The organism is Actinoplanes sp. CA-252034 (assembly GCF_050956125.1).
Taxonomy (GTDB): Bacteria; Actinomycetota; Actinomycetes; order Mycobacteriales; family Micromonosporaceae; genus Actinoplanes.
This window is the reverse complement of record NZ_CP191846.1, coordinates 4,467,497-4,491,334: the sequence shown is the minus strand read 5'-3', so window position 1 is coordinate 4,491,334 and position 23,838 is coordinate 4,467,497. Positions and strand designations below refer to the sequence as shown.

The following is a 23,838-nucleotide window of genomic DNA, read 5'->3' as shown; positions in this document are numbered from 1 at the left end:
GCCCGACCGCTCGGTTCATCGCGCCACCGCCGGGGCGACCGCCCCCAACCGCCGCAGGCAGGTGCTCAGCGCGGTACGCAACGGAGGGATCCCCTCACCGGTCAGTGCGGAGACGGCGACCGCCTCAGGGTGTGCCCGGTGCAACGCGCTCACGTACTCCGGTAGCGCGACGTCGATCTTGTTGAGCACCAGCAGTTCGGGAAGCTGCCCGGCGCCGATCTCGTGCAGCACCCCGTGCACGGTGGTGATCTGCCCGAAGGCGTCCGGGGCGGAGGCGTCGACCACGTGCAGGACCAGGTCGCTGCGGGTCACCTCCTCCAGGGTCGAGCGGAACGCGTCGACGAGCTGGTGCGGGAGGTTCCGGACGAAACCCACGGTGTCGGTCAGCGTGAAGTCCCGGCCGTCGGCGGCGGTCCGCCTCACCGTCGGGTCCAGGGTCGCGAACAGCACGTCCTCGGACAGCGTCCCGGCGCCGGTGAGCCGGTTCAACAGCGCCGACTTCCCGGCATTGGTGTACCCGGTGATCGCCACCGACGGCACCTGGTTACGCGATCGGCGACGGCGGACCCGCTCCCGGCGACGGCCCAGCTCGGCGGCCTCCGCCCGCAGCCGCGACGCCCGTTGACGCAGCCTGCGGCGCTGCACCTCCAGGCGCATCTCACCGGGGCCGCGGACGCCCATGCCGGCACCGCCGGCCATCCGGCCGCCGCCGACCCGCGACAGTCCCCGGCCCTCGCCGCGCAGCCGCGGCAACTGGTAGGCGATCTGCGCCAGCTCGACCTGGAGGCGGCCCTCACTGGACCGGGCGTGCTCAGCGAAGATGTCCAGGATCAGCGCGGTCCGGTCCACCACCGGGACCCCCACCACCTCGCGCAGGTTCCGCGCCTGTCCCGGAGCCAGGTCGCCGTCGGCGATCACCAGTGCGGCGGCCCGCTCCGCCACCAGCTCCGCCAGGTCACCGGCACGGCCCGACCCGACGAAGGTCGCCGGGTCCGGGTGCTCCCGGTTCTGCACCAGCTCACCCACCACCGCCAGTCCGTCGGTGTCCGCCAGCCGGCGCAACTCCGCCAGCGACGTCTCGGTGCCGGGCGCCGCGGCATCGTCGTCGTCGGCGCGCCGCACGGCGACCAGTACGACCCTCGGCCGGTCCCCCGAGTCACCGACCCCTGCTCCGAGCAGCCACATGCCGGCCATCAGAACCCCCTTCCCCGGTTTCCGTCCCGGCCCGGCTACCCCGGCTTCCCCGACTCATGCGGGTGGCGCCCGGTGAGGCCGTACGACAGGGTGGGCGGGCCTCGGCCTCCGCTCATGGTTGCCCGCGATGACCCGGCTGCCCGTCGCACCTCGGATCGGCCCCGTACGTGTCCGGCACGGACGGCTCGACGACGTACGCCGGCGTCATGGCGGACGCGGACCGCACCCCCGCCGCCTAGCGATCGGTCGGCGGCTCGGGGACCGTACGTGCACGGACTCCGGCGCTGAACCGCCGGCCGTGGCCTGCGTTGCGCGCCGCGGCGTTCGTGGTGAGAGCCGGCGGTGGAGACTCCGCGCGGGTGAGGATGCCGGCGGCGGCGGTCAGGCCGGCGGCGCCGACGGCGAGCAGGACGCCCGGGTAGCCGCCGGTGGTGGTGAGCAGACCGGCGGCGGCCAGGGGCGCGCCGGCCTTGGCGAGGGTCACCAGGGCGGCGAGGGTGCCGGCGATACCGGCGTAGGCGGTGGTTCCTTGACATCCTCTCCGCCCTAAAGGACGGAGAGTCCCTCCACGCTGCGCGTGGAACACGCAACGTCCGGGTGGGTTACCGCTTCGCTGCGCGGTGCCGGGACGAGTCCTGGTCTTACCTGCGCTCCACGGTCGTTGAAGTCCGCCTGTCCGGCGGCCTTGATATTGATGGCGGCATTGACGTCCCGGTCGTGGTGCCTGCCACACAGGCAGTCCCACTCCCGGACGTTCAGCGCCATCTTGTCGTTGATCCGGCCGCAGTCGGAACACATCCGGGTGGACGGGAAGAACCGGTCCACCCGGCCGAACGTGCGCCCATAACGCGTCGCCTTGTACTCCAGCATGCCGGTGAAGGCGGCCCAGCCCGCGTCGTGCACGGACTTCGCCAGCCGGGTCCGGCCGAGACCGAGGACGCACAGGTCCTCGACGTACACCGCTTGGTTGTCGCGGATGATCGCCGTGGACAGCTTGTGCTGCCAGTCCCGCCGGGTGTCGGCCACCCGCGCATGAGCGCGAGCGACCTGAACAACGGCCTTCTTGCGGCGGTTGCTGCCCTTCTGCTTGCGGGAGAGGGCCTGCTGCAACCGTTTGAGCTTGCGGGCCGCCCGGCGCAGGAACTTCGGGGCGGTGACCTTCGTACCGTCGGACATGACCGCGAAGTGGGTCAACCCCAGGTCGATGCCAACCTCGGAGTCGACCGGCGGCAACACCTCGTCCCCGCCGGTCTGCACGACGAACGAGGCGAAGTACCGCCCTGCCGCGTCCTTGATGATCGTCACGCTGGACGGATCCGAGGGCAGGGTCCGCGACCAGCGCACGGGCAGGTCGCCGATCTTCGGCAACCTGAGTCGGCCGTTGTCGAGGACCTTGAACCGGGCATTCCTGGCGAACCGGATCGCCTGCCGGTTGTCCTTGCGGGACCGGAACCGGGGTGTGGCAATCTTGCGGCCCTTGCGCTTTCCGGTGACCGAGGCGAAGAAGTTGCGGTAGGCCACGTTCAGATCCGCGAGGGCCTGTTGCAGCACGGCCGAGGACACCTCGCCCAGCCACGCCCGTTCCGGGGTGGCTTTGGCCCGGGTGATGACCATCTTGGAGAGATCGCCGTCCGAGACATACTTCTCGCCCGCCTCGCGGGCCTGCTGACGCAGACGCAGCCCGTCGTTGAAAACCACCCGGGCACACCCGAACGCCTGCGCCAGCGCGGTGCGCTGGGCGGCGTCCGGGGTGATCCGGAAGTTGTAGCGGAGCTGCATGTACAACAACGTACACCAATGTACGCTGGGCGCCGTGACTGACTCGAACGAGATCCGCGTGGCCGACCTGCGACAGAACCTGGCCGAGATCCTGAACAGCACCGCCGTTCACGGCAAGATCACCTATGTCACCCGCAACGGCCGCCGGATCGCAGCCATCGTGCCGGTACCCATGGCCGAGCAGATCGACCAGCCGCCGGGTTAGAGCACGCTCGGGCCTGGCGGCCCTCCCGCGCATGCCTTCACCCCCGGCCTGAAGGCCGGAGCACTGGCATGCATTCCGGTAGCGGTCAGCGAGCAGTTGGGGTGTGGCGAGGCTGGCGATGCCGAAGCCGAGCCCGAAGGCGACGACGGCGGCGACGGCCCCGGTCCGGGTGCCGGCGACCGCCGGCAGGCTGAGGGCCGCGGCGGCCTGCAGGGCGAAGACGGCGGCGACGGTACGGTGCAGCCCGGCACGGCGGGCGGTGACCGTGAGCAGCAGCCGGCCGGTGACCGACAGGACGCCGAGAAGACCGGCGACGCCGGCGGCGAAGGTGGCGGGGTGGCCCCGGCTGACCAGGTAGCCGACGAGGTGGACGGTCATGGTGGTCATCGCGGCGGCGTGGGCGACGAACGCGACGGCCAGCCACCAGAACCGTGCGTCGCGGAGTGCGGCCCGGATCAGGGTCCGGCGATGCGCGACGCCGCGGCGCGCCGCGTCGGGGGTTCGCGGCGGGCGGCGTACGACGAGCAGGTGCAGCGGGGCGGCGACGGCCGCGTACAGGCCGGCGAGGACGAGCAGCGTGGTACGCCAGCCGTGCCGGTCGGTGAGCCACCCGGTCAGTGGCATGAAGATGGTGCTGGCGAACCCGGCGACGACGATCATGCCGAGGATCGCCGTCGGCCGTCGTGCCGCGTCGAACCAGGACACCAGGACCGGGGTGGCGGCCTCGTAGAGGGCCATCGCCATCGCGACGCCGAGCCCGGCGAAGATCGGGTACAGCTGCCACACGGTGCCGACCTGGGACCAGGCGACCAGCATGCCGGCGCCGAGGAGGGTGCCGGTGGTCATCAGGGCGCGGCCGCCGTGCCGGTCGAGCAGGCGCCCGACGGGTATCGCGGCCGCGGCTTGAGCGAGGACGGCGGTGGTGAACGCCCCGGTCACGGCTGCGGGTGTGGTGTGCAGGGCGGTGGCGATCGGGTGCAGCAGGACGGCGAAGGCGTAGTAGAGGGTGCCGTACCCGAGGGTCTGGGTGACGGCGAAGGTGGCGACGATCCGCCACCCGTGGAACGGCCGCCGGCCACCCGGGGTGGCCGGCGGATCGCTGATGTTCACCGGGTTCAGCAGCAGGAGCCGCCCTGGCTCTCGGCGGGCTCGGCGCCGAGGGTGATCAGGTTCAGCGGGGCGGTGAGCAGCCCGCCGGAGATCCCGGTGGCCGGCCCGCGCCCGGCCGGTTCCGCCACGGCGGAGGCGGGGGTCCCGCAGCAGCCGCCTCCGCCGGTGACGGTGTCGTCGCCTTCGACTGGGTCGCTGTTGCAGACGCCGGTCTCCGGCAGGTCCAGCTGCACGTCACGGGCTGCGGCCCAGTCCCCGGCGAGCGCCGCGACCACCGAGCGGGCCTGCTCATAGCCGGTGGCCAGCAGGAACGTCGGAGCGCGGCCGTAGCTCTTGACGCCGATGGCGTAGTAGCCGGTCTCCGGGTGTGTGAGCTCGTCGACGCCGTGCGGTGGGACGGTGCCGCAGGAGTGCTCGTTCGGGTCGATCAGCGGTGCCAGCGCGCGGGTCGAGCCGAGGATCGGGTCGAGGTCGAGGCGCAGCTCGCCGGTGATGGTGTGGTCGGGGCGGAATCCGGTGGCCGACACGATCCGGTCGACGGTGATCGACCGTTCGCCGTCGGAGACCGTCACCGTGTCACCGTCGGTGGTGAGGTGCCGTGCGGAGAAGCCGGTGTACAGGGTGATCGTGGCGTTCTCGATGTGCTCGCGCAGCCGGGAGCCGAGCGCGCCGCGGGCCGGGAGCGCGTCGGCCGCCTCCCCGCCGTAGGTGCGTGCCGGGCTGGTGGCACGGATGGCCCAGCTCACGCTGGTACCCGGGACCCGGCCGGCGAGGTCGGCGAGCGCGAGCAGGGTGTTGGCGGCGGAGTGGCCGGCGCCGACCACGAGCACCCGCTTGCCGGCGAACCGGTCGCGGTCACGGCCCAGCACGTCCGGCAGGGCGGACTCGACGAAGCGGGCGGCGGCCGTCTCACCGTGGGCGGGGATGCCGGAGGCACCGAGCACGTTCGGGGTGTCCCAGGTGCCGGACGCGTCGATGATCGCGCTCGCGAGGACGTCTTCGCCGTCGGTGAGGCGGATCAGGAACGGGGCCTGCTCGCGGCCGAGGCTGCGCACGCGGTCGAGGCCGAGGCGGGTGATCGCGGCGACGCGGGCCCGGTAGCGGAGGTACGGCTTGATCGCGGGCAGGTCGGCGAGCGGCTGGAGGTAGTCGGCGGCGAGCTCGGCGCCGGTGGGCAGCTTGTCGTCGTCGGGTCGTACCCAGCCCGCGTGGGTCAGCAGGCGGGCGGCGGCCGGGTCGATGTCGTAGCGCCACGGCGAGAACAGCCGGACGTGGCCCCACCGGCGGACGGCGTCGGCCGGGCCGTCGCCGGATTCGAGGACGAGGAACGGCAGGCCACGTTCGGTGAGCTGGGCGGCGGCGGCGAGGCCGACCGGGCCGGCGCCGATGACCACGACGGGAAGAGTGGAGAGCTGGCTGGACATGATTGACTCCTAGAGAAGCGGGCTGCGGCGTTCGAGCAGGACCACGTCGCGCCACCGGTCGCCGTGGGCGGCGTGGCGGGCGATGCGCTGCCGGATGCCGACGGTGCGGAAGCCGCAGGCGTGGTGCAGGGCGAGGCTGGCGGTGTTCTCGGGGAAGATCCCGGATTGGATGGTCCAGACGCCGGCCGCCTCCGTGGAGTCGATGAGCGTCTGGAGCAGGAGCCGGCCGACGCCACGGCCCTGCGCTCGCGGGTGGACGTAGACGGAGTGCTCGACCACGCCCGCGTAGACGGCGCGGGCGGAGACCGGGGACACGGCGATCCATCCGAGTACGGTGCCGCTGTCGGCGGCGACGTGCCGGTGGTCGGGTAGCCGGGTGCTGTCGAAGACCTCCCAGGTCGGCGCGGTGTGCTCGAAGCTGGCTTCGCCGCTGTCCAGGCCGGCCTGATAGATCGCCAGGACCGGTGCGGCGTCGTCGGCGGTCATCGGCCGCACGAGGAGATCCATGCGCAGCCCTCCTTCGTGCCGGGGTACGGCGGTCGAACACGAAGCTGTTTCGACAACCATTGGATTCGATCGTTCTCGAAATCGAGAGTTGCACGCCGATTCGATAATTGTCAAACTCGACCCATGTCGAAACCGGCCGCGCCCACCCCCACCGCTCCGAGCACTCCAGCCGAGGCGCCCTGCTGCCCGCCCATGGCCCAGCAGCGCATCGACTCGGCCGCCGCCGTGAACCTGTCGGCGGCGTTCAAGGCGCTCGGCGACCCGGTCCGGCTGCAGCTGATGTCGATGATCGCGTCGGCACCCGACGGTGAGATCTGCGTCTGCGACCTCACCCCCGCCTTCGAGGTCTCCGGCTCGACCATCTCCCACCACCTCAAGACGTTGCGTGAGGCCGGCCTGGTCGACGCCGAGCGCCGCGCGAGCTGGGTGTATTACCGCCCCGCCCCGCCCTGATGCGCCAGCTCGCCACCCTGCTCACGCCCAGCCCTTGATCCGTACCCCATAGGTCAGTAAGAATTGAGTCAATGAACGCTGACTCTTCTTCGCTGCAGGCACGGGCTCGCCTCCACGCCGCGCTCGGTGATCCAGCCCGGCTGGCTATCGTCGACGCGCTCACCCTCGGCGACGCCTCCCCCGGCGAGATCGCCGCCGAGCTCGGCATGGCGACCAACCTGATCGCCCACCACGTGAGAGTGCTGCAGGACGCCGGCCTGCTGGTCCGCACCCGCTCCGAGGGCGACCGCCGCCGCACCTACCTACGCCTGGTGCCCGGCGTGCTGTCCTCGCTGACCACGCCACGGCTCGACGCCGCAGACCGGGTGGTGTTCGTCTGCACCCACAACTCCGCCCGCTCCCAGCTGGCCGCCGCCCTGTGGCGTGACCGCATCGGCGGCGAGGTCACCTCCGCCGGCACCGCACCCGCCCAGCGGGTGCACCCCCGCGCGGTGCGGGTCGCCCACGAGCACGGCCTCGCCCTGGACCCGACCGGCACCCGCCACGTCGGCGACGTGCTGCACGACGGCGACCTGGTCATCGCCGTCTGCGACAACGCCCACGAAGATCTCACCGGCCCGATCCGCCCCCGGCTGCACTGGTCGATTCCCGACCCCGCACGCGCCGACACCGACGAGGCGTTCGAGGCCGTCTACACCGACCTCGCCGGCCGCATCGACCGGATCAAGCCCGCACTTCCCGTCGACTGAACCGGAGCTCCTCGACCCATGCACCAGATCACCCTGTGGCGGCGGCTTCTCGCCGAGTTCCTCGGCACCGCGATGCTGGTCACCGCCGTCGTCGGCTCCGGCATCATGGCGGTGGAGCTGTCGCCCGACGACGTCGGCCTCCAACTGCTCCAGAACTCGGTCGCCACCGCGCTCGCCCTCTGCGCGCTGATCCTCACGTTCGGCCCGGTCTCCGGCGCCCACTTCAATCCGGCCGTCTCGGCCGCCGACTGGTTCCTGGGCCGCCGATCCGGCACCGGACTGAAGATCAAGGACCTCGGGGGTACGCCGTAGCGCAGACCCTGGGCGCGATCGGCGGCTCGATCCTGGCGAACCTGATGTTCGACCTGGCTCCCGTCACCCTGTCGGCCAAGGACCGTGCCGCCGGCAACCTGTGGCTCGGCGAGATCGTCGCCACCGCCGGCCTGCTCCTGCTGATCTTCGCCCTCGCCCGGTCCGGCCGTACCCCGGTCGCCCCCGCCGCGGTCGGCGCCTACATCGGCGCCGCCTACTGGTTCACCTCCAGCACCAGCTTCGCCAATCCCGCGGTCACGATCGGCCGCGCCTTCACCGACACGTTCGCCGGCATCGCCCCGGCCTCGGTGCCCGGTTTCGTCATCGCACAGATCCTCGGCCTGATCCTCGGTGTCGGCGTCCTGCTCGCCCTCTACCCCAGCGTCGGCGACACCGCCGGCAAGGTCGTCGCCGAACCGGGCCACACCGTCTGACCCTGCCCCAGCCGTACCGATTCTCGAGAGGGACAAACTCATGAACGACACCAAGCCCACCGTCCTGTTCGTCTGCGTCCACAACGCCGGCCGCTCCCAGATGGCCGCCGGCTGGCTGCGCCACCTGGCCGGGGACACTGTCGAGGTCCGCTCCGCCGGCTCGGAGCCCGCCGAGACGATCAATCCCGCCGCCGTCGAGGCGATGAAGGAGGTCGGCATCGACATCACCGACCAGACGCCCACGAGACTCACCTGGGACGCCGCCCGGGAATCCGACGTCATCATCACCATGGGCTGCGGCGACGCCTGCCCGGTCTTCCCCGGCAAACGCTACGAGGACTGGAAACTCGAGGACCCCGCCGGCCAGGGCGTCGACGCCGTCCGCCCCATCCGCGACGAGATCAAGACCCGCATCGAGGCCCTGCTCGCCGACCTGGTCCCGGCCACCTGACCACCGGACACGTCGACCCCACGGGCCCCGCGGCGAGGTGTCCGTTGCGGGGTCCCCGAAGGGACATCGGCGGTACGCTGCCGGGAAAGCGACTGTTCCACCTCCCCCGAAGACGGGCATCCGCGCGGGACTGCACCGCCTGGTAACAGGGCGGCGAGGAGGGAACGGCCATGGACCAGACGGACGTGACACCGGTCAGCTGCGATCACCAGATGCTGCACGAGCCGCAGGCCGTTCTCGCCGCGGCACTGGAGGCGTACGTCGCCGTCGACGCGCACGATCGGGTGGTCGGGTGGAACGCCGCCGCCGAAAAGCTGTTCGGTTATGGGCACGCCGAGGTGTGCGGCAAGGTCGTCGCCGACCTGATCATTCCGCAGCGCTATCGGGTCCGGCACCGCAACGGCCTGGCACGGGTGGCCGCCGGCGGGCCCCGGCGGCTGCTGGGACAGCGGCTGCAACTGTCCGCGCTGCACCGCGACGGCCACGAGTTCCCCATCGAGATGACCCTGACCGTCACCACCACCCCGCACGGGCCGGTCTTCCACGCCTTCGCGCACGACGTGAGCGCCCGGGTCCGGGCCGGCCAGTTCGCCGCCGTGGAGGCCGCGGTCTCGCGGGGGCTGGTCGAAGCCGCGTCCAGCATCGCGGCCGCGGCCCGGGTGGTCGAGGCACTCGGCGTGAAGATGTGCTGGCCGGTGACCGAGTTGTGGCTGGCCGACGCCGAGCGGCAGCTGCTGGTCTGCGCCGGCCGGCACTCGGCGCCGGGCCTGAGGCTACGCGGTTTCGCGCTGGCGGAGATGGACTACGGCGTGGGACTGCCCGGCCGCGTCTACGCGCGGCGCCGCCCGTGGTGGGTGGCGGACCTGGCCGCCGACACCGCGTTGCTGCGCAGCCGTGCCGCCGCCGCGGTCGGCCTGCATCTCGCGGTCGGCGTGCCGGTGTGGGCCGGTGGCCGTGTCCTCGGCGCGTTGTGCGTCTACGGCGACCGCGCCGAAGAGCCCGAGGACACCCTCATCGGGCTGCTGTCCGGCATCGCCGCGCACGTCGGGCAGTACCTGGAACGCCGCCGCGCCGAGGAACTGGCGGTGGAACTGGCCCGCACCAAGGACGAGTTCCTGGCCCTGGTCACCCACGAGCTGCGCAATCCGCTCACCGTCATCACCGCGACCGCGGAGATGGTCGGCGAGGAAGCCGACACCCTCTCCGAGCAGGACCTGCGCCGCTACCTCGACACGATCAACCGCCATGCCCGACGGCTCACCGTGATGACCGAGGACCTGCTCGACCTCGCCCGTCTGGAGTCCGGGCATCTGGCCATCCACCTGGCCGACACCGACCTCACCGAGATCATCGACGCGTCGGTGCAGGCCCTCGCCGGTGCCGCCGCCGCGAAGAGCCTCACCGTCATCGTGACGATGCCGGCCCGGCTGCCGCTGTACGCCGACGCCTGCCGGCTGGGGCAGGTCTCCGACAATCTGCTGTCCAACGCGATCAAATACACCCCGGCCGGCGGCACCGTCACCATCACCGTCACCACCGGCACCCGCAGCGACCCCGACCACAGCGGCGAATGGATCACCTGGTCGGTCGCCGACACCGGCATCGGCATCCCCGCCGCCGAACGGCCCCGGCTGTTCCGCCGCTTCTACCGCGCCTCCACGGCACTCGACCGGCGTATCCCCGGCACCGGCCTCGGCCTGGTCGTCGCCCGCACCATCCTCGAACGCCACCACGGCAGCATCACCCTGGCCGACCACGACGGCCCCGGCACCACCTTCACCGTCGAGCTGCCCACCAAACCCCCGGAATAAGTCGAAGCCACACCGGCCATCCATGACGACCGAGCGCCTGTCTCTCCGCGTCGAGATCGAGCGGCGTCCGGGCCGGATGTCGCTCGATGTCACGACAACGCTGTGCTCCCCCTTTCGTTTCCGACCATCCGCAGCACCATGCCCAGGCCATGGACCGGGCCGTCGGTACGCGGCAGGATCAGTGTTCGGATCTTGAGGGGGACGCCGCCGACGTCGTCTCTGGGGCTGTCACCGACCATCAAGGTCCGGTCGCCGGGAACGCCGAGCAGTTCCAGCGCGTGAGCGTAGATGGCCGGGTCGGGCTTCACCAGGCCCACCTCGAAGGAGAGCACGACCCCGTCGAGCAGGCCGCTCACGCCCGCTCGATCGAGATGGGGACGGATGTCCAGCCCGATGTTGGACAGCACCACGATCCTCACACCGCGCGACTTCAGTTCCCGCAGGACCGGCAGGGTGTCGTCGAAGGGTGCCCACTGCTCCGGCATGACTGCATACAGTGCGGCGATCAGATCGGGTTTGACGCCGGGAAACAGGGCGACCGTCCTGGTGAAGACCTCCCGGTGACGATCCCGGCTCAGATCCCGCTCGCTTCCGGGATCGATGGTGTGCGCGTGCTGCCAGATCTGATCGAGATGCTCACGAAGGCCCGCGATCTGGTCCGTACTCAGGCCGGGGTCCGCATCTGCGTCGTCCCTCAGACGACGGAAGGCCGCCTCGATCCAATGACCGGCGTCGCCGCCTCCCACCAGCGTGGCATGGAAGTCGAAGATGACTCCCTCGATCGGTTCGGGCGCGGCACTGTTCAGCATGCCGCAGCCTATCCGGCTCGTCCCTCGGTCGCGCGGCACGCTGCGACGCCACGCTTGATGGCCGACCGCCGCCGGCCGGCAGGTGACGGCGGCGCGGAGTCGTGCCCGCGCCGGCCGTCGGCCTGCCGGTCCTTCAGGAGGGCCCGCTCACGGGGTGATGATGCTGGTGAAGCGGCGCAGCCGGAGACTGTTGCCGACGACGAACACCGAGCTGAACGCCATCGCCGCGCCGGCGATCATCGGGTTGAGCAGGCCGGCCATGGCCAGCGGCAGCGCGGCCACGTTGTAGGCGAACGCCCAGAACAGGTTGCTCTTGATGATGCGCAGGGTTCGCCGTGACAGCCGGATCGCGTCGGCGGTGGCGCGCAGGTCACCGCGGACCAGCGTCAGGTCGGACGCTTCGATCGCGACGTCCGTACCCGTGCCCATGGCCAGCCCCAGATCGGCCTGAGCCAGCGCTGCGGCGTCGTTGACGCCGTCGCCGGCCATGGCGACGACCTTGCCTTCGGCCTGCAGTCGTTTGACGACGTCGACCTTGCCGGCCGGGAGGACGTCGGCGATCACCTCGTCGATGCCGACCTCGGCCGCGACCGCCCGCGCGACGGTCTCGTTGTCGCCGGTGAGCAGGACCGGCGTCAGGCCGAGGCCACGCAGCGCGGTGATCGCCTCGCGGCTGGTCGGTTTGACGGCGTCGGCGACGGCGATAATCCCCGGGTACGCCCGTCCCAGCCGCTGACCACCGCGGTCTGCCCGGACTGCTGTGCGGCCCGGAGCGCCTGTTCGATGTCGGCGCTGATCGTGTAGCCGCGTTCACGGAGCAACTGGGGCCGGCCCACGAGCATGTCGTGGCCGTCGACGGTGCCGCTGACGCCCAGTCCTTCCAGGTTCGTGAAAAGGGTGACCGGGGGCAGCGGACCGCGGTCGGCGCCGGCGTGGGCGACGGCGCGGGCGATCGGATGCTCCGACGCGGCCTCCACGGCGGCGGTCAGTCTCAGCAGCTCGTCGGCGTCCTCTCCGTCGGCGGCCACGGTGGCGGCGAGGGTCATCCGGCCGGTGGTGACGGTGCCGGTCTTGTCGAGCACGATCGTGTCGACGCGACGGGTGGACTCCAGGACCTCCGGGCCTTTGATGAGGATGCCGAGCTGGGCGCCGCGGCCGGTGCCGACCAGCAGCGCGGTGGGGGTGGCCAGGCCGAGCGCGCACGGGCAGGCGATGATCAGCACGGCGACGGCGGCGGTGAACGCGGGGGTGAGGCCGTTGCCGGTGCCGATCCACCAGCCGAGGGTGGCGACGGCGAGGGCGATGACGATCGGCACGAACACCCCGGAGATCCGGTCGGCGAGCCGCTGGGCTGCGGCTTTGCCGTTCTGGGCCTGTTCGACGAGGTCGGCCATCTGCGCGAGCTGGGTGTCGGCGCCGACACGCGTGGCCCGTACGATCAGGCGTCCGCCGGCGTTGACGGTGGCGCCGACCACGGTGTCCCCCGGGCTGACCTCGACGGGAACGGACTCGCCGGTGAGCATGCTCGCGTCGACGGCGGAGGTCCCGTCCTCGATGACGCCGTCGGTGGCGATCTTCTCCCCCGGCCGGACCACGAACCGGTCGCCCGCGCTCAGCTGCCCGACGGGGATCAGCACCTCGGCCCCGTTGCGCAGGACGGTGACGTCCTTGGCGCCCATCTCGAGCAGGGCGCGCAGGGCGGCGCCGGCGCGTTTCTTGGAGCGGGCCTCGAAGTAGCGGCCGGCCAGCAGGAACGTGGTGACCCCGGCGGCGGCTTCGAGGTAGATGGCACCGGCGCCGTCGGTACGGCCGATGTCCAGGGTGAACGGATGGGTCATGCCCGGGACGCCCGCGGTGCCGAGGAACAGTGCCCACAGCGACCAGCCGAACGCGGCCAGGGTGCCGAGCGAGACGAGGGTGTCCATGCTCGCGGCGCCGTGACGCAGATTGATCAGGGCGGCCCGGTGGAAGGGCAGCCCGGCGTAGACGACGACCGGGGCGGCCAGGGTCAGCGACGCCCACTGCCAGTAGGTGAACTGCCAGGCCGGAACCATCGCGAGGACGATGACCGGGACGCTGAGCGCGATAGCGGTGAACAGCCGCGTGCGCAGCGCCCGCAACTCGTCGGTGGGTTCGGCCGGCGCGGCCGGGTCGTCGGGCACCGGTGGCGGTGGCAGGGCCGCCGTGTAGCCGGTCTTCTCGACCGTGGCGATCAGCGCGTCGGGGGTGACGGCGTCGTCGTAGGTGACGAACGCCTTCTCGGTGGCGTAGTTGACGCTGGCGGTGACCCCGTCCATGCGGTTGAGCTTCTTCTCGATCCGCGACGCGCAGGAGGCGCAGGTCATGCCACCGATCGACAACTCGATCCGGTGGGGTGCGGTCGGCAGGGGCAGCGTGCTCGCCATCGGTGCTTCTCCTCAGCCGTGGGTGTGGCCGTCGGCGCCGTGCCCGGTCGCGCTCGGCTCTGCCGACGGGGCGGCGGGAACAGGGGTTGCGGCAGGTGGTTCGGGCAAGGCCGCCGCGGTGCCGGCGGTGGCGGTGAACTCGGCGGTACGCACGGTGCCGTCGTGCCGGAAGTCGAGGTAGAGCCGGTAGTCGCCGGTGGAGGGCACGTCGGCGTGGAAGACGATGTCGGGTCCGGCCGTCGTCCTGCCGTCGCCGGGTGCGCCGTCGGGGTGCACGTGCAGGTAGGCCAGATCGCCCTCGCGCAGGGCGACGAGGTGGCCGTACGCCCCGAGGTAGGGCTGCAGGTCGGTGACGGGCGCGCCGTCCTTGCTGACGCTCAGTGTCAGTGGGGAGGAGCCGCCGGGCACGAGGTCGCCGGTGAGGGTGACGGTGTAGCCGTCGACGGTCGTGCTGCGCTCGGCCGCCGGGAGTGGGCGGGGCCGGTAGTCGCCGGGGGCGGGCACGTCGGCGCCGAGGGTGAGACCGTCGCTGCGGGCGGCGGGCTGGAAGTCGGCGAACACCCGGTACTGGCCGGGTGCGGTGACGGCGAGCGGGACCGACCAGGTGCCGTCGGCGGTGCGCTCGGGGTGCACGTGCTGGAATCCGGACAGGTCACGGCGTACGACGATGAGGTGCAGGTCTTTGTCGTGGCTGACCGTGTAGTCGGTGACCGGCCGGTTGTCGGGGCCGAGGATCCGGAACCGGAAGGGCGCGGCGTCGCCGACGGCCAGGTCGGTGCTGATCGGCTGGAGCCGGTAGCCGTCCTGGGTGACCTGCAGCCCCGCTGGCAGCGCGGTGACGTCCGCGGCCGTGGCGGGCTCGTTGTGCTGGTCGTGTGCTGCGGGGGCGGCGGGGGCCGCCGTGGGGCCGGCGGCACGGCCGAGGCCGAGGGCCGCGGTGAAGACGACCGCCAGCCCCAGGCCGAAGGCTGCCAGTCTGGTGGGGGTGTTCACCTCTACCTCACGAGCTCGTAGCCGGCCTCGTCGATGGCCGCGGCGACCGCGGTCTCGTCGAGGGGCTGGTCACTGGTGACCGTGACCGCACCGGAGGGCAGGTCGACCTGGACGTCGGTCACCCCGGGCAGGCGCCGGACCTCGGTGTCGACGGAGTTGACGCAGTGCGAGCAGGTCATGCCGGTCACGGTGTAGATGCTCTGGGTTGTCATGTCGCTTCTCCTTCACAGGGAACTGTGGCTGGTGCCGCCGCCCGGACACCACTATACCCATACCCCCTGGGGGTATGAAACCGGGGCGAGCCGCGACGGGCGGTCACGAGGGCGGATCAGTCCCGAATCCGCAGGTCGCGCCGAACGGCCGACTGTGATGATCTTTGACTCGGGATCGCATGAACTCGTCATGGTCGGGTATGAGCGGGCCGACGGCTTTCGATCCTCGAGAGCCCCGGCACGGCGAGGGATCCACATGACACTCAGCAACGACGACATCAACTCCGGCCCGTCGGACCCCTCGGACGAGGGACCGGCCGACGGCGGCGCGAACGCTGCCGGCCACGACGGCGGCGCTGACGGCGGGGCCTCCGGCGAGGGCCCCGCGGACGGTGGAGCCGACCCGGGCACCCACGACGGCGGCGCCGACGGCGGCGCGTCGGAGGAGGGACCGGCCGACGGCGGCGCCAACCCCGCTGGTGCCGACGGCGGCGCCGACGGCAGCGCCTCCTGAGCGATCGCATGACCACGACCCAGAACCGGCCGGCCACCGCTCTGCCCCGGGTGATCACGGTCGCCCCGGACGAGTTCGCCGCCACACACTGGGGTCGGGAACCACTGTTGTCCCGGGCCGCCGACATCGGCGGCCCGGACGGTTTCACCGACCTGCTCTCCTCGGCCGCCGTCGACGAGCTACTCAGCCGCCGGGGGTTGCGGACTCCGTTCCTCCGAGTGGCCCAGCAGGGCAAGGTCCTGCCCGGCGGCCGCTACACCGGCGGCGGAGGCGTCGGCGCGGAGATCTCCGACCAGGTCCTCGACGAGCAGGTCATGCGGTTGTACGCGGAAGGCGCCACCCTGGTGCTGCAGGGCCTGCACCGGCTGTGGCCGCCGCTGATCGAGTTCGCCGGCCGGCTCGGCACCGAGCTGAACCGCCCGCTGCAGATCAACGCCTACCTGACCCCGCCGTCGAGTCAGGGATTCAGCACCCACTACGACACCCATGACGTGTTCGTCCTGCAGGTCGAGGGCACCAAACACTGGTGCATCCACCCGCCGGTCCTGCCCGACCCGCTGGAGAAGCAGGCCTGGGGCGGCCGGGCCGACGAGGTGGCCGCCACCGCACAGGGCGAACCCGCGCTCGACGTCGTGCTCTCCCCCGGCGACGCCCTCTACCTGCCGCGCGGCTGGCTGCACTCGGCGCGGGCGCAGGGCGGCCGGTCACTGCACCTGACCGTCGGCATCCGCGGCCTGACCCGTTACGCCCTGGTCGAGGAGCTGCTCACGCTCGCGATGGCCGACCCGCGGCTGCGGGCGAGTCTGCCGTACGGCTTCGACCCCACCGACCCGGAGGCGGTCGACGGTGAGCTGACCGAGACGGTCGACGCGCTGCGGTCCTGGCTCACCACGGTCGAACCGGCGCAGATCGCCGACCGGCTGCGCCGGCGGTCCTGGCCGGCCGCCCGCCCGGCGCCGATCAGCCCCCTCGCGCAGCTCGACTTCGCCGACGCGCTCGCCCCGGCCGGCATGGTGACCGCCCGCCCCGGCCTGCGATGGCGTCTCGACCGGGAGAACGACGGCCAGGTCACGCTGCATTCGCCCCAGCGGACGCTGACGTTCCCGGACTTCTGCGAGCCGGCTCTGCGCCTGGTCCTCGACGGCGAATCGCACCGGGTCGGCGATCTGCCCCTCGAAGACGACGCGGATCGTCTGGTGCTGGTCCGCCGCCTGCTCACCGAAGGCGTGCTGGTGCCCGCGTGACGGCTGCGCCCATGGTTCTCGTGCCGGCCACCCGAAGATCCCGGCGTGATCCCGGCCCGTTTCTCGCAGCGGCCGGCCCGTTTCTCGCTGCGGCGGGTCAGACCACCTCTACCAGGCGAAACCTCTCCAGCACCGCCTGCGTGTCGTCGTCCACGGTGAACGTCGGGTCACCCAGCCAGCCCCGGTAGTCCGCACCGTGCCAGAAGCCCTCGTGGCCGGCTCGCCAGGAGGCGACGGTGTCGTCGCCCTCACCCTCGGCCCGGGCATGGTCGACGTCGACGTCGCCGAGGCGGAGCACCCGCACCTCGACCAACTCGATCACCGCGACCCGGCGGCCCGCGGAGTCGACCACGGCCGCCCGGGTGCCGACGACCGGCAGCGGCTCGCCGTCGATCTCGTAGTCCTGAAGCAACCCGGTGGTCGTGGTCTTGGTCCCGTCGAGCACGGCGGTGACCAGCTTGTCGCGCAGCGGGCCCGGAAAGGCGAACTCGAATGTCGGCAGGTCGGCGATCACCAGACGAGGCTAACGATCGAGCCGCCGCCACGCGAGCGTGTTACACGCCCCGGCCGATGGCGACGTCGTGCTCCCCGCCGGGCGTCACCGCGTGGAGCCCGCCCTCACATCGCTGTGGTTCGATTCCGGTGTGACGACGATCGAACAGATGCTCGCGGGCGCTGAGGCCGACCCGTATTCCCATCACTGGGACCAGTTGATCGAGCAGGTCTGTCATGTCGGCATCGGCGAGGACGACCGAACGCGTCTCATCGACAGCCTGCCCGCAATCGCCTCCCGTTATCCCGCAGGCGACCGCGACAACGTCCTACTCCTTGCCGGCCAGATCGCGGCTGATGTGGACGAGGAGTCCTGGCCCCGATTCGCCGAAGAGTTGAAAGCCCTGCATTCCCTGGCCGGTGACTGGCTCGCCGCTCCGGCCGATCCCGGGCTCTTCCTCTACCGGCTGCAGGCGATGGCGGCGCTTGAAGGCGACGAACTATGGGGCGCGGAGCTGCACCGCATCGCCGACGAGGAGATGGAGATCGAATGCCCCACCTGCGGGACGGTGCTCTTCGTGGTCTTCGGCGGTGCGGGCCGCTTTGCGACTCACGAGGACTACGCGACCAGACCCGTCGTCGAGAAGTCACCTTTGCAGCCGGCCACCGACACGGAGCTTGAAGGTGCAGGTCGTCGGCTCTACCACGCCAGCCTGCAGGCCGGCCAGACGTCTATCGCCACCGCGTTGAGGTACCTTTTCGGCCGAGCCGAGTGCACGCAGTGCAACACCGTCTTCCGCGTTTCTGATCAGGTGTTCCGGCACTGATCCAGGAAGGGCAGCAGGCACGACCGGGTGGCGTGGCGGGTGGGACCGCGCCGACGCGGGGTCGGGGCGGGTGTCGGTGGGGAACCCTACTCGTGCAATGCGGCTTCGTAGGCCGCGCGCAACTCGTCGGCCGCCCGTGGGGCGTGGGGGTCCGGGCGGGGCACGCCGAGGTGCAGGTGGCGCAGGTCGTCCATGAGACGAGCGAGCAGGTCGGGGCCGCCGTCGCGCAGCAGCTCGGCGCGTACCCGCAGACGACGGTCGCCCGCGCGGTGGGCGAGGCCCCACGTGCCGTACGCGACCATGATCGGCAATGTCTGGATGCCGGCCTCGGTGAGCGAGTAGGCCGCGCGTTGTCCGCGCCGGGCCTGCTCCCGGGTGAGCAGACCGCCTTCCGAGAGCCGCCGCAGACGGCTGCTGAGGATGTTGGGCGCGATGCCCTCCTCACTGCCGGCGAGCAGCTCACGGAAGTGACGCCGGTTGCCGAACACGATGTCGCGCAGCACGAGCATCGCCCATGGGTCGCCCAGGACCTCGACCGCCTGATTGATCGGGCAGCCCGAGCGCGGGGCGGAGACCATCGACGTCCTCCTCGAAGTGATTGCGGATTACTATCACTTTCCCTAGGTTGACGGCTAGCGGTTGCCGATCGATGTCACGTGGAGGGTCGATGCCAGGCCGGTTCGTGTACTGGATGAACGTGTCGCTCGATCTGCGGATCGAGCACGCCGTCGACGAGCAGGGCGGCGGATCGTGGATGCGCATCGGAGAGTCCCTGCACCACGAGTTCAACGCACGAGCGCGAGCACTGTCGCTCATGGTCCAGGGCCGCACGGTCTACGAGACGATGGAGGGGTTCTGGCCGGCGGCACGCGACGACGCCTCGCTGCCCGGCTACCTTCGTGAGTACGGTGAGATCTGGACCTCGATGCCGAAGGTGCTGGTGTCGCGCACGCGGACCAGCGCCGGGCACAACACGCGGGTGATCGGCGGCGACGACACCATCGGCGCACTCGCGGAGCTGCGCGCGCAGAGCGAAGGCGACATCGGCGTCGGGGGCGCCACGCTGGCCACCGCGCTGCTGCGGGCCGGCCTGCTGGACGAGTTGCTGCTGTTCACCCACCCCGTCATCCTCGGCACCGGCCGACCGCTGTTCGACGGCCACGACGGGCCGCTGGAACTGGACCTGATCGAGCAGGCAGGCTTCGACGAGGGCGTCACCCTCCACCGGTACGCCGTCCGCAAGGCGAGCGCATGACCGCGGGCACCGGACTCGCCTCGTTGGCATGGCCCCGGCACACCGACCGCCTGACGCTGCGGCCGGCCACCCCGGACGACGCCGACGCCACCTGGCGGTTCCGCCGTCGCGAGGACGTCAGCCGCTGGATCACCCGCGCTTCCGCCACCCTGGACGAGCACCGGACCTGGTTCCGGACCCCGGACGGTCTTGCCCGGACCCTCGTGGTCGAGCACAGCGGCACGGTCATCGGCGACCTCCTCGTGAGGATCGAGGACGCCTGGGCCCAGGCGGAGATCGCCGAGCAGGCCCGCGGCATGCAGGCCGAGCTGGGCTGGGTGCTGGACCCGGAGCACGCCGGTCACGGCTATGCCACCGAGGCTGTCCGCGAGCTGCTGCGGCTCTGCTTCAAGGACCTCGGCCTGCACCGTGTGACGGCCACCTGCTTCGCCGCCAACGAGCCGTCGTGGCGTCTCATGGAACGCGTCGGAATGCGCCGCGAGCTCTACACCGTCCGGGACTCCCTGCACCGATCCGGCGAGTGGCTCGACTGCGTCGGCTACGCCATGCTCGCCGACGAGTGGAGCGACACGGCACAGCCCGATGGACCCGTCCCGCCCGGCGACCGATCATGAACCTCATGGAGCACCAGGCACCGCGGCCGCCCGAGGACGAGGCGAAGGTCGTCACGCTCTGCGGCTCGACCAGGTTCGAGGCCGAGTTCGCCGAGGTCAACCAGCGGCTCACGATGGAGGGCTGCGTCGTGATCAGCCTCGGCATGTTCAGCCTCCCCGATCTGCCCGGCTACGACTGGACAGCCGACAGCTCGGACCTGAAGGGACGGCTCGGCGGCGTGCACTTCCAGAAGATCCGCATGGCTGACGAGGTCTACATCGTGGATCCCGGCGGCTACCTGGGTGAGTCGACCCGACGGGAGATCGCCTACGCGGAGTCGCTCGGCAAGCCGGTCCGGTATCTGAGTCGCGACCGCCCGACGCGAACCGGAGACGCCGCCGGCGAGTGAGCCCGGCCAGGCGGCCCGGCCATGGCTCAGGGGGTGTCGTGTGGCCTGGCATCCTGGGCCGGTGCCAGGTTCTGTGCGACGACACGATGTCATCGGCCATGTCGCGCGCCGGATTCCGGTGCGTCCGGGTGGCGCCTGCCCTCGGGTCGCCGTCGACGGGCCGGACGGTGCCGGCAAGACCGTCTTCGCGGACGAGCTCGCCGCGGCGGTGCGTTCGCTCGGCCGTCCGGTCGTCCGGGTGTCGGTCGACGACTTCCATCACGTCCGGGCCGTGCGCTACCGGCAGGGCCGTGACTCCCCACAGGGCTTCTGGCAGGACTCGTACGACTACCAGCGGTTCCGCGGTGACGTTCTGGAGCCGTTCGCTCCCGGTGGCACGCGGAGGTACCGGCCGGCCGCGCATGACGTGGACACCGACACGGTTCTCGACCCGCCGCCGCGGACCGCGAGGCCCGCGAGCGTCCTGATCGTCGACGGGTTGTTTCTTCACCGCGACGAGATCGGCGACGTGTGGGACCTGTCGGTGTTCCTGGACGTCCCGTTCGGCGTGACGGCGGGACGGATGGCCCACCGCGACGGCACGAGCCCCGATCCGGGCCATCAGGGAATGCGACGCTACGTCGAGGCCCAGCGCATCTATTTCGCCGCGTGCACGCCGCAGCAGCGTGCCGACATCCTGATCGACAACGAGGATTTCGAGGCGCCTCGCATCGTACGGACGACACAGGCGCCCCGGTCTCCTCAGGAGGCGTCGGACCGCTCCGCGGGCGGCAAGGCACTGGACACCTAGGCCTGTCACCCTCGGTCACCATCCGTGACGAGTCCACCACGAGTGGGCCGGAGCGAAGAATTGTGGATCCGGCGGCAGCAGCCACGGGGGCCCATCGCGTTCAAGGGGAGGACCACGCCCCCAGCACCCGAGGAGTCACACCGATGGCAGCCAACCGCAAGAAGCTCAAGCTGGGGATAGCCGTCGCAGCCGTCGTCATGGTCGCTCTCGGTGCCGGCATCGGCACCGCGAACGCCGGCATGCACGGCCCCTGGCGCAGCGCCAAACCGGCGAAGGCGACACCCTCCAGAACCACACCGTCCCAAGCCACACCTTCCCAGGCCACACCCTCGAAGGCCGCCCCACGAAGCCGGCCACCACGCCGGCCGCTACGGCGTCGCCCGTCGTCTCGCCGTCCGCCACCGCCGGCGCGCCCACGGTGAAGTGGGCGCCACCGCCGGCGAACGCGACGTTCGACTACCAGATCGGCGGCGCCTACAAGCCACCTGCCGGGGTGAGTGTGGTCAGCCGCGACAGTGAGGCGGCACCCGTCGCCGGCCTCTACAACATCTGCTACGTGAACGCCTTCCAGGCCCAGCCGGGCGCCGAGTCGTGGTGGAAGACCAACCACCCCGACCTGCTGCTGCGCGACGCCGACGGTGAGCTCGTCATCGACGAGGACTGGGACGAGCTGATGCTCGACTTCTCCACCGAGGCCAAACGCGCCGCGCTGACCACGATCGTCGGCGGCTGGATCGACCGGTGCGCCGCCAAGGGGTTCCAGGCCGTCGAGCCGGACAACCTGGATTCGTACACCCGCTCCCAAGGGCTTCTGACCAGGACCCAGGCGATCGCGTACGTCACATCGCTCGCCACCCGCAGCCACGCCAAGGGCCTGGCCATCGGGCAGAAGAACACCGCCGAGCTGAGCAGGGCCGACGTCAGGAAGGCCGGGCTCGACTTCGCGGTCGCCGAGGAGTGCGCCGACTTCGACGAGTGCGACGCCTACACCACCTCCTACGGCGACAATGTGATCGTGATCGAGTACTCGCGCAGCGGGTTCGCCACAGCGTGCAACGCCTACGGCAGCCGCCTGTCGATCGTGCTGCGCGACGTCGACGTCACCACCCCGGGATCGAAGCCGTACCTCCATGAGGCGTGCTGAACCGCTGTCCCGCATCCGCAACGCCCCCGAGACCTCCGGCGCCCCCGTCGCGCCCGGAGGTCTCCGGCGTCGAGGCGAACAGGCCACGATGACCACCGAACCGGCAGCCCACTCCCCCGGCCGCACGGACGAGTTCGACGACTTCGTCCACGGCCGCGGCCGGGCTCTGCTGCGATTCGCGTACGTGCTGTCCGGCGACGCGCACCTGGCGGAGGACCTCGTCCAGGAGGTGCTGGCCCGGCTGCACCGCCGATGGGACCGGATCACCGCCATGGACAACGCCGAGGCGTACGTCCGTACCTCGATCGTGCGGCAGTTCCTGTCCTGGCGCCGGCGTCGCGCGTACCGGGAAGCGATCTTCGCCGAGGTGCCCGAACCCGCCGGCGTCGACGCGCCCGAGCATCGGGTCCTGGCCCGCGACCAGATGTGGGGACTGCTGCGCGGGCTGCCCCGGGCGCAGCGGGCCGTGCTGGTCCTGCGGTTCTACTGCGATCTGCCGGACGAGGAGATCGCCGCCCTGCTGGGCTGCGGACAATCGACGGTGCGCTCGCAGGCCGCCCGCGCGCTCGCCCGGATGCGGACGATTCTGAGCGAGAGAGGAGCCGGTGGCGATGGATGACCTGAACCGCATGCTCGCCGAGACCATGCACGACGCCGCCGGTGACGCGCCGTCGGAGGCGGGGCTGCTCAGCGCGGTGCACGAGCGGTCCCGCCGCCATCGCCGGCGTCGCCTGGTCACCATGGCCGCGGCGGCCGCCGTCGTCGTGACGGCCGCCGGCATCCCGCTGGTGACCGTGCTCACCGGCCACCCGGATCCCGTCGTGCCGCCGATCGCGTCCGTGCCCGGACCCACCGCGACGACCCCCGGGCCGGCACCCTCCACGCGGCCGGCGGCGAGCAGTGCGCCGGCCCGTCCCGACCCGTCGACCCCGTCGGGCGACGGATCGGCGGAGTCGACGGCGGTGAAGCTGACCTCCGGGTGGACGGCGCCGCCATTTCCGTACACGCTGCCCGCGAGCGACGGCATGCGCGCCCCGACGGCCTCGATGAACGGCGGCGCCCAGATCGCCTTCTTCGAGGCGACCGAACTGCGCGAGCACGCGGATGTCACGATCACCGTCACCGCGACCAGGCCGGCGTTCAGCGCCACCGCCGAGGAGACCCCCGTGTCGGTACGCGGACACGCCGGCACCCTGCGGACCAGGAACGTGTCTCCCGCCAAGCAGCTCACGCTGTACTGGAAGGAGTCGCCGGCCCGGTGGATCCAGCTCGCGACCGACGACACGTACCGTCCGGACGAGGTGGTCGCGCTCGCCGACTCGATGACGGGCGCTGCGGTCGCCGTACCCCCGCCATTTGATCTCGATCTGAGCCCGAAGGGACTGGTGACCGAGACCGTCACCGCGTCGCGGATGGTCTTCCGGCTGCCCGGCGCGGTGCCGGGGACGGGCGGTTTCAGTACGGTGTTGCTCAAGCGGCGGCAGCTCACCGATCCCACCGAGAAGATCAACGGGTACGACGCCGAGCTGACCCGTGGGGCCGATGAGGTGACCTTGTCGATCGACGTCGAGGACTGGAATGCGACCCTGCGGATCACCGTCGGCAACGGCCTCACCGTCAGTGACGCCGACCTGATCCGGTATGCCACCGGCATCCGCGTCCTGAACCGCTCGAACCCGGAGTGATCGGCAGGTGGTGCCGGCCATGATGTGACGCGATCG

The 23,838-nt window shown here is 71.4% G+C and carries 26 protein-coding genes and 3 pseudogenes; 17 read left to right on the top strand and 12 right to left on the bottom strand.

What is annotated here, in order from left to right:
- Nucleotides 1-15: 15 nt before the first annotated feature.
- From hflX to ACQPZW_RS20315, 3 genes are all read right to left on the bottom strand, one after another.
- Nucleotides 16-1,194 (bottom strand): GTPase HflX, encoded by a 1,179-nt coding sequence (gene hflX / locus ACQPZW_RS20325; protein ID WP_433796482.1) that lies wholly within the window; start codon nucleotides 1,192-1,194, stop codon nucleotides 16-18.
- A gap of 235 nt (nucleotides 1,195-1,429) precedes the next feature.
- Nucleotides 1,430-1,678 (bottom strand): hypothetical protein, encoded by a 249-nt coding sequence (locus ACQPZW_RS20320; protein ID WP_433797906.1) that lies wholly within the window; start codon nucleotides 1,676-1,678, stop codon nucleotides 1,430-1,432.
- Nucleotides 1,679-1,740: 62 nt separating this feature from the next.
- Complete coding sequence (locus ACQPZW_RS20315; protein WP_433796481.1) at nucleotides 1,741-2,973, bottom strand: RNA-guided endonuclease InsQ/TnpB family protein; 1,233 nt, start codon at nucleotides 2,971-2,973, stop codon at nucleotides 1,741-1,743.
- Nucleotides 2,974-3,007: 34 nt separating this feature from the next.
- Between ACQPZW_RS20315 and ACQPZW_RS20310 the strand changes: the two genes are divergently transcribed.
- Nucleotides 3,008-3,178 carry a type II toxin-antitoxin system prevent-host-death family antitoxin gene (locus ACQPZW_RS20310; protein ID WP_433796480.1) on the top strand — a complete coding sequence of 57 codons (171 nt, stop codon included), beginning with the start codon at nucleotides 3,008-3,010 and terminating at the stop codon, nucleotides 3,176-3,178.
- Nucleotides 3,179-3,316: 138 nt separating this feature from the next.
- On the opposite strand, the pseudogene ACQPZW_RS20305 reads toward ACQPZW_RS20310, so the two are convergent.
- The 3 genes and pseudogenes from ACQPZW_RS20305 to ACQPZW_RS20295 all read right to left on the bottom strand — a co-directional run.
- Nucleotides 3,317-4,288, bottom strand: a pseudogene (locus tag ACQPZW_RS20305) (MFS transporter); the annotation flags it as partial.
- A 5-nt stretch (nucleotides 4,289-4,293) separates the two neighbouring features.
- A complete protein-coding gene (locus ACQPZW_RS20300; protein WP_433796479.1) occupies nucleotides 4,294-5,712 on the bottom strand; it encodes an FAD-dependent oxidoreductase in 1,419 nt (472 codons plus the stop codon).
- 9 nt (nucleotides 5,713-5,721) lie between these two features.
- Nucleotides 5,722-6,219 (bottom strand): N-acetyltransferase family protein, encoded by a 498-nt coding sequence (locus ACQPZW_RS20295; protein WP_433796478.1) that lies wholly within the window; start codon nucleotides 6,217-6,219, stop codon nucleotides 5,722-5,724.
- A 123-nt stretch (nucleotides 6,220-6,342) separates the two neighbouring features.
- On the opposite strand from ACQPZW_RS20295, the pseudogene ACQPZW_RS20290 reads away from it, so the two are divergent.
- The 6 genes and pseudogenes from ACQPZW_RS20290 (at nucleotide 6,343) to ACQPZW_RS20265 (ending at nucleotide 10,429) form a co-directional block, all read left to right on the top strand.
- Nucleotides 6,343-6,710: pseudogene (locus ACQPZW_RS20290) on the top strand (ArsR/SmtB family transcription factor).
- A 33-nt stretch (nucleotides 6,711-6,743) separates the two neighbouring features.
- Nucleotides 6,744-7,421 carry a helix-turn-helix domain-containing protein gene (locus tag ACQPZW_RS20285; RefSeq protein ID WP_433796477.1) on the top strand — a complete coding sequence of 226 codons (678 nt, stop codon included), beginning with the start codon at nucleotides 6,744-6,746 and terminating at the stop codon, nucleotides 7,419-7,421.
- An 18-nt stretch (nucleotides 7,422-7,439) separates the two neighbouring features.
- Nucleotides 7,440-7,733: an aquaporin gene (locus ACQPZW_RS20280; RefSeq protein ID WP_433796476.1), complete on the top strand. Its 294-nt coding sequence runs from the start codon at nucleotides 7,440-7,442 to the stop codon at nucleotides 7,731-7,733.
- 44 nt (nucleotides 7,734-7,777) lie between these two features.
- Complete coding sequence (locus ACQPZW_RS20275) at nucleotides 7,778-8,167, top strand: hypothetical protein (protein WP_433796475.1); 390 nt, start codon at nucleotides 7,778-7,780, stop codon at nucleotides 8,165-8,167.
- 40 nt (nucleotides 8,168-8,207) lie between these two features.
- The gene (locus tag ACQPZW_RS20270) at nucleotides 8,208-8,618 is read left to right on the top strand and encodes an arsenate reductase ArsC (RefSeq protein ID WP_433796474.1); all 411 of its coding nucleotides are present in this window, start codon (nucleotides 8,208-8,210) and stop codon (nucleotides 8,616-8,618) included.
- Between the two features lie 170 nt (nucleotides 8,619-8,788).
- Complete coding sequence (locus ACQPZW_RS20265) at nucleotides 8,789-10,429, top strand: ATP-binding protein (RefSeq protein ID WP_433796473.1); 1,641 nt, start codon at nucleotides 8,789-8,791, stop codon at nucleotides 10,427-10,429.
- An 89-nt stretch (nucleotides 10,430-10,518) separates the two neighbouring features.
- On the opposite strand, the gene ACQPZW_RS20260 is transcribed toward ACQPZW_RS20265, so the two are convergent.
- The 4 genes and pseudogenes from ACQPZW_RS20260 to ACQPZW_RS20245 form a co-directional block, all read right to left on the bottom strand.
- Entirely contained in the window at nucleotides 10,519-11,238 is a 720-nt protein-coding gene (locus ACQPZW_RS20260; protein ID WP_433796472.1) for an HAD family hydrolase, read from the bottom strand.
- 147 nt (nucleotides 11,239-11,385) lie between these two features.
- Nucleotides 11,386-13,643: pseudogene (locus ACQPZW_RS20255) on the bottom strand (heavy metal translocating P-type ATPase).
- A gap of 12 nt (nucleotides 13,644-13,655) precedes the next feature.
- On the bottom strand, nucleotides 13,656-14,636 hold the full coding sequence (locus tag ACQPZW_RS20250; RefSeq protein WP_433796471.1) for a hypothetical protein: 981 nt from the start codon (nucleotides 14,634-14,636) through the stop codon (nucleotides 13,656-13,658).
- A gap of 2 nt (nucleotides 14,637-14,638) precedes the next feature.
- Nucleotides 14,639-14,848 (bottom strand): heavy-metal-associated domain-containing protein, encoded by a 210-nt coding sequence (locus tag ACQPZW_RS20245; RefSeq protein WP_433796470.1) that lies wholly within the window; start codon nucleotides 14,846-14,848, stop codon nucleotides 14,639-14,641.
- Between the two features lie 256 nt (nucleotides 14,849-15,104).
- Between ACQPZW_RS20245 and ACQPZW_RS20240 the strand changes: the two genes are divergently transcribed.
- A complete protein-coding gene (locus ACQPZW_RS20240; RefSeq protein WP_433796469.1) occupies nucleotides 15,105-15,362 on the top strand; it encodes a BatC protein in 258 nt (85 codons plus the stop codon).
- Between the two features lie 8 nt (nucleotides 15,363-15,370).
- Complete coding sequence (locus ACQPZW_RS20235) at nucleotides 15,371-16,606, top strand: cupin domain-containing protein (protein WP_433796468.1); 1,236 nt, start codon at nucleotides 15,371-15,373, stop codon at nucleotides 16,604-16,606.
- A gap of 97 nt (nucleotides 16,607-16,703) precedes the next feature.
- On the opposite strand, the gene ACQPZW_RS20230 is transcribed toward ACQPZW_RS20235, so the two are convergent.
- A complete protein-coding gene (locus tag ACQPZW_RS20230; protein ID WP_433796467.1) occupies nucleotides 16,704-17,120 on the bottom strand; it encodes an ASCH domain-containing protein in 417 nt (138 codons plus the stop codon).
- A gap of 130 nt (nucleotides 17,121-17,250) precedes the next feature.
- On the opposite strand from ACQPZW_RS20230, the gene ACQPZW_RS20225 reads away from it, so the two are divergent.
- On the top strand, nucleotides 17,251-17,925 hold the full coding sequence (locus ACQPZW_RS20225) for a hypothetical protein (protein WP_433796466.1): 675 nt from the start codon (nucleotides 17,251-17,253) through the stop codon (nucleotides 17,923-17,925).
- Nucleotides 17,926-18,011: 86 nt separating this feature from the next.
- Here the strand turns inward: ACQPZW_RS20225 and ACQPZW_RS20220 are convergent, their stop codons facing one another.
- Nucleotides 18,012-18,503, bottom strand: coding sequence for a winged helix-turn-helix transcriptional regulator (locus ACQPZW_RS20220; RefSeq protein ID WP_433796465.1), 492 nt, complete (start codon nucleotides 18,501-18,503; stop codon nucleotides 18,012-18,014).
- Nucleotides 18,504-18,592: 89 nt separating this feature from the next.
- On the opposite strand from ACQPZW_RS20220, the gene ACQPZW_RS20215 reads away from it, so the two are divergent.
- From ACQPZW_RS20215 to ACQPZW_RS20185, 7 genes are all read left to right on the top strand, one after another.
- Nucleotides 18,593-19,180 (top strand): dihydrofolate reductase family protein, encoded by a 588-nt coding sequence (locus tag ACQPZW_RS20215; RefSeq protein ID WP_433796464.1) that lies wholly within the window; start codon nucleotides 18,593-18,595, stop codon nucleotides 19,178-19,180.
- Nucleotides 19,177-19,794 carry a GNAT family N-acetyltransferase gene (locus ACQPZW_RS20210; protein WP_433796463.1) on the top strand — a complete coding sequence of 206 codons (618 nt, stop codon included), beginning with the start codon at nucleotides 19,177-19,179 and terminating at the stop codon, nucleotides 19,792-19,794. The genes ACQPZW_RS20215 and ACQPZW_RS20210 overlap by 4 nt, the downstream gene beginning before the upstream one ends.
- Nucleotides 19,795-19,799: 5 nt before the next feature.
- Nucleotides 19,800-20,183 (top strand): hypothetical protein, encoded by a 384-nt coding sequence (locus ACQPZW_RS20205; protein ID WP_433796462.1) that lies wholly within the window; start codon nucleotides 19,800-19,802, stop codon nucleotides 20,181-20,183.
- 61 nt (nucleotides 20,184-20,244) lie between these two features.
- Entirely contained in the window at nucleotides 20,245-20,973 is a 729-nt protein-coding gene (locus ACQPZW_RS20200; protein ID WP_433796461.1) for a uridine kinase, read from the top strand.
- A gap of 418 nt (nucleotides 20,974-21,391) precedes the next feature.
- Nucleotides 21,392-22,117, top strand: coding sequence for an endo alpha-1,4 polygalactosaminidase (locus ACQPZW_RS20195; protein ID WP_433796460.1), 726 nt, complete (start codon nucleotides 21,392-21,394; stop codon nucleotides 22,115-22,117).
- Nucleotides 22,104-22,736: a SigE family RNA polymerase sigma factor gene (locus ACQPZW_RS20190; RefSeq protein ID WP_433796459.1), complete on the top strand. Its 633-nt coding sequence runs from the start codon at nucleotides 22,104-22,106 to the stop codon at nucleotides 22,734-22,736. The genes ACQPZW_RS20195 and ACQPZW_RS20190 overlap by 14 nt, the downstream gene beginning before the upstream one ends.
- Entirely contained in the window at nucleotides 22,729-23,802 is a 1,074-nt protein-coding gene (locus ACQPZW_RS20185) for a hypothetical protein (RefSeq protein ID WP_433796458.1), read from the top strand. Before ACQPZW_RS20190 ends, ACQPZW_RS20185 begins: the two co-directional genes overlap by 8 nt.
- Nucleotides 23,803-23,838 lie beyond the last annotated feature (36 nt).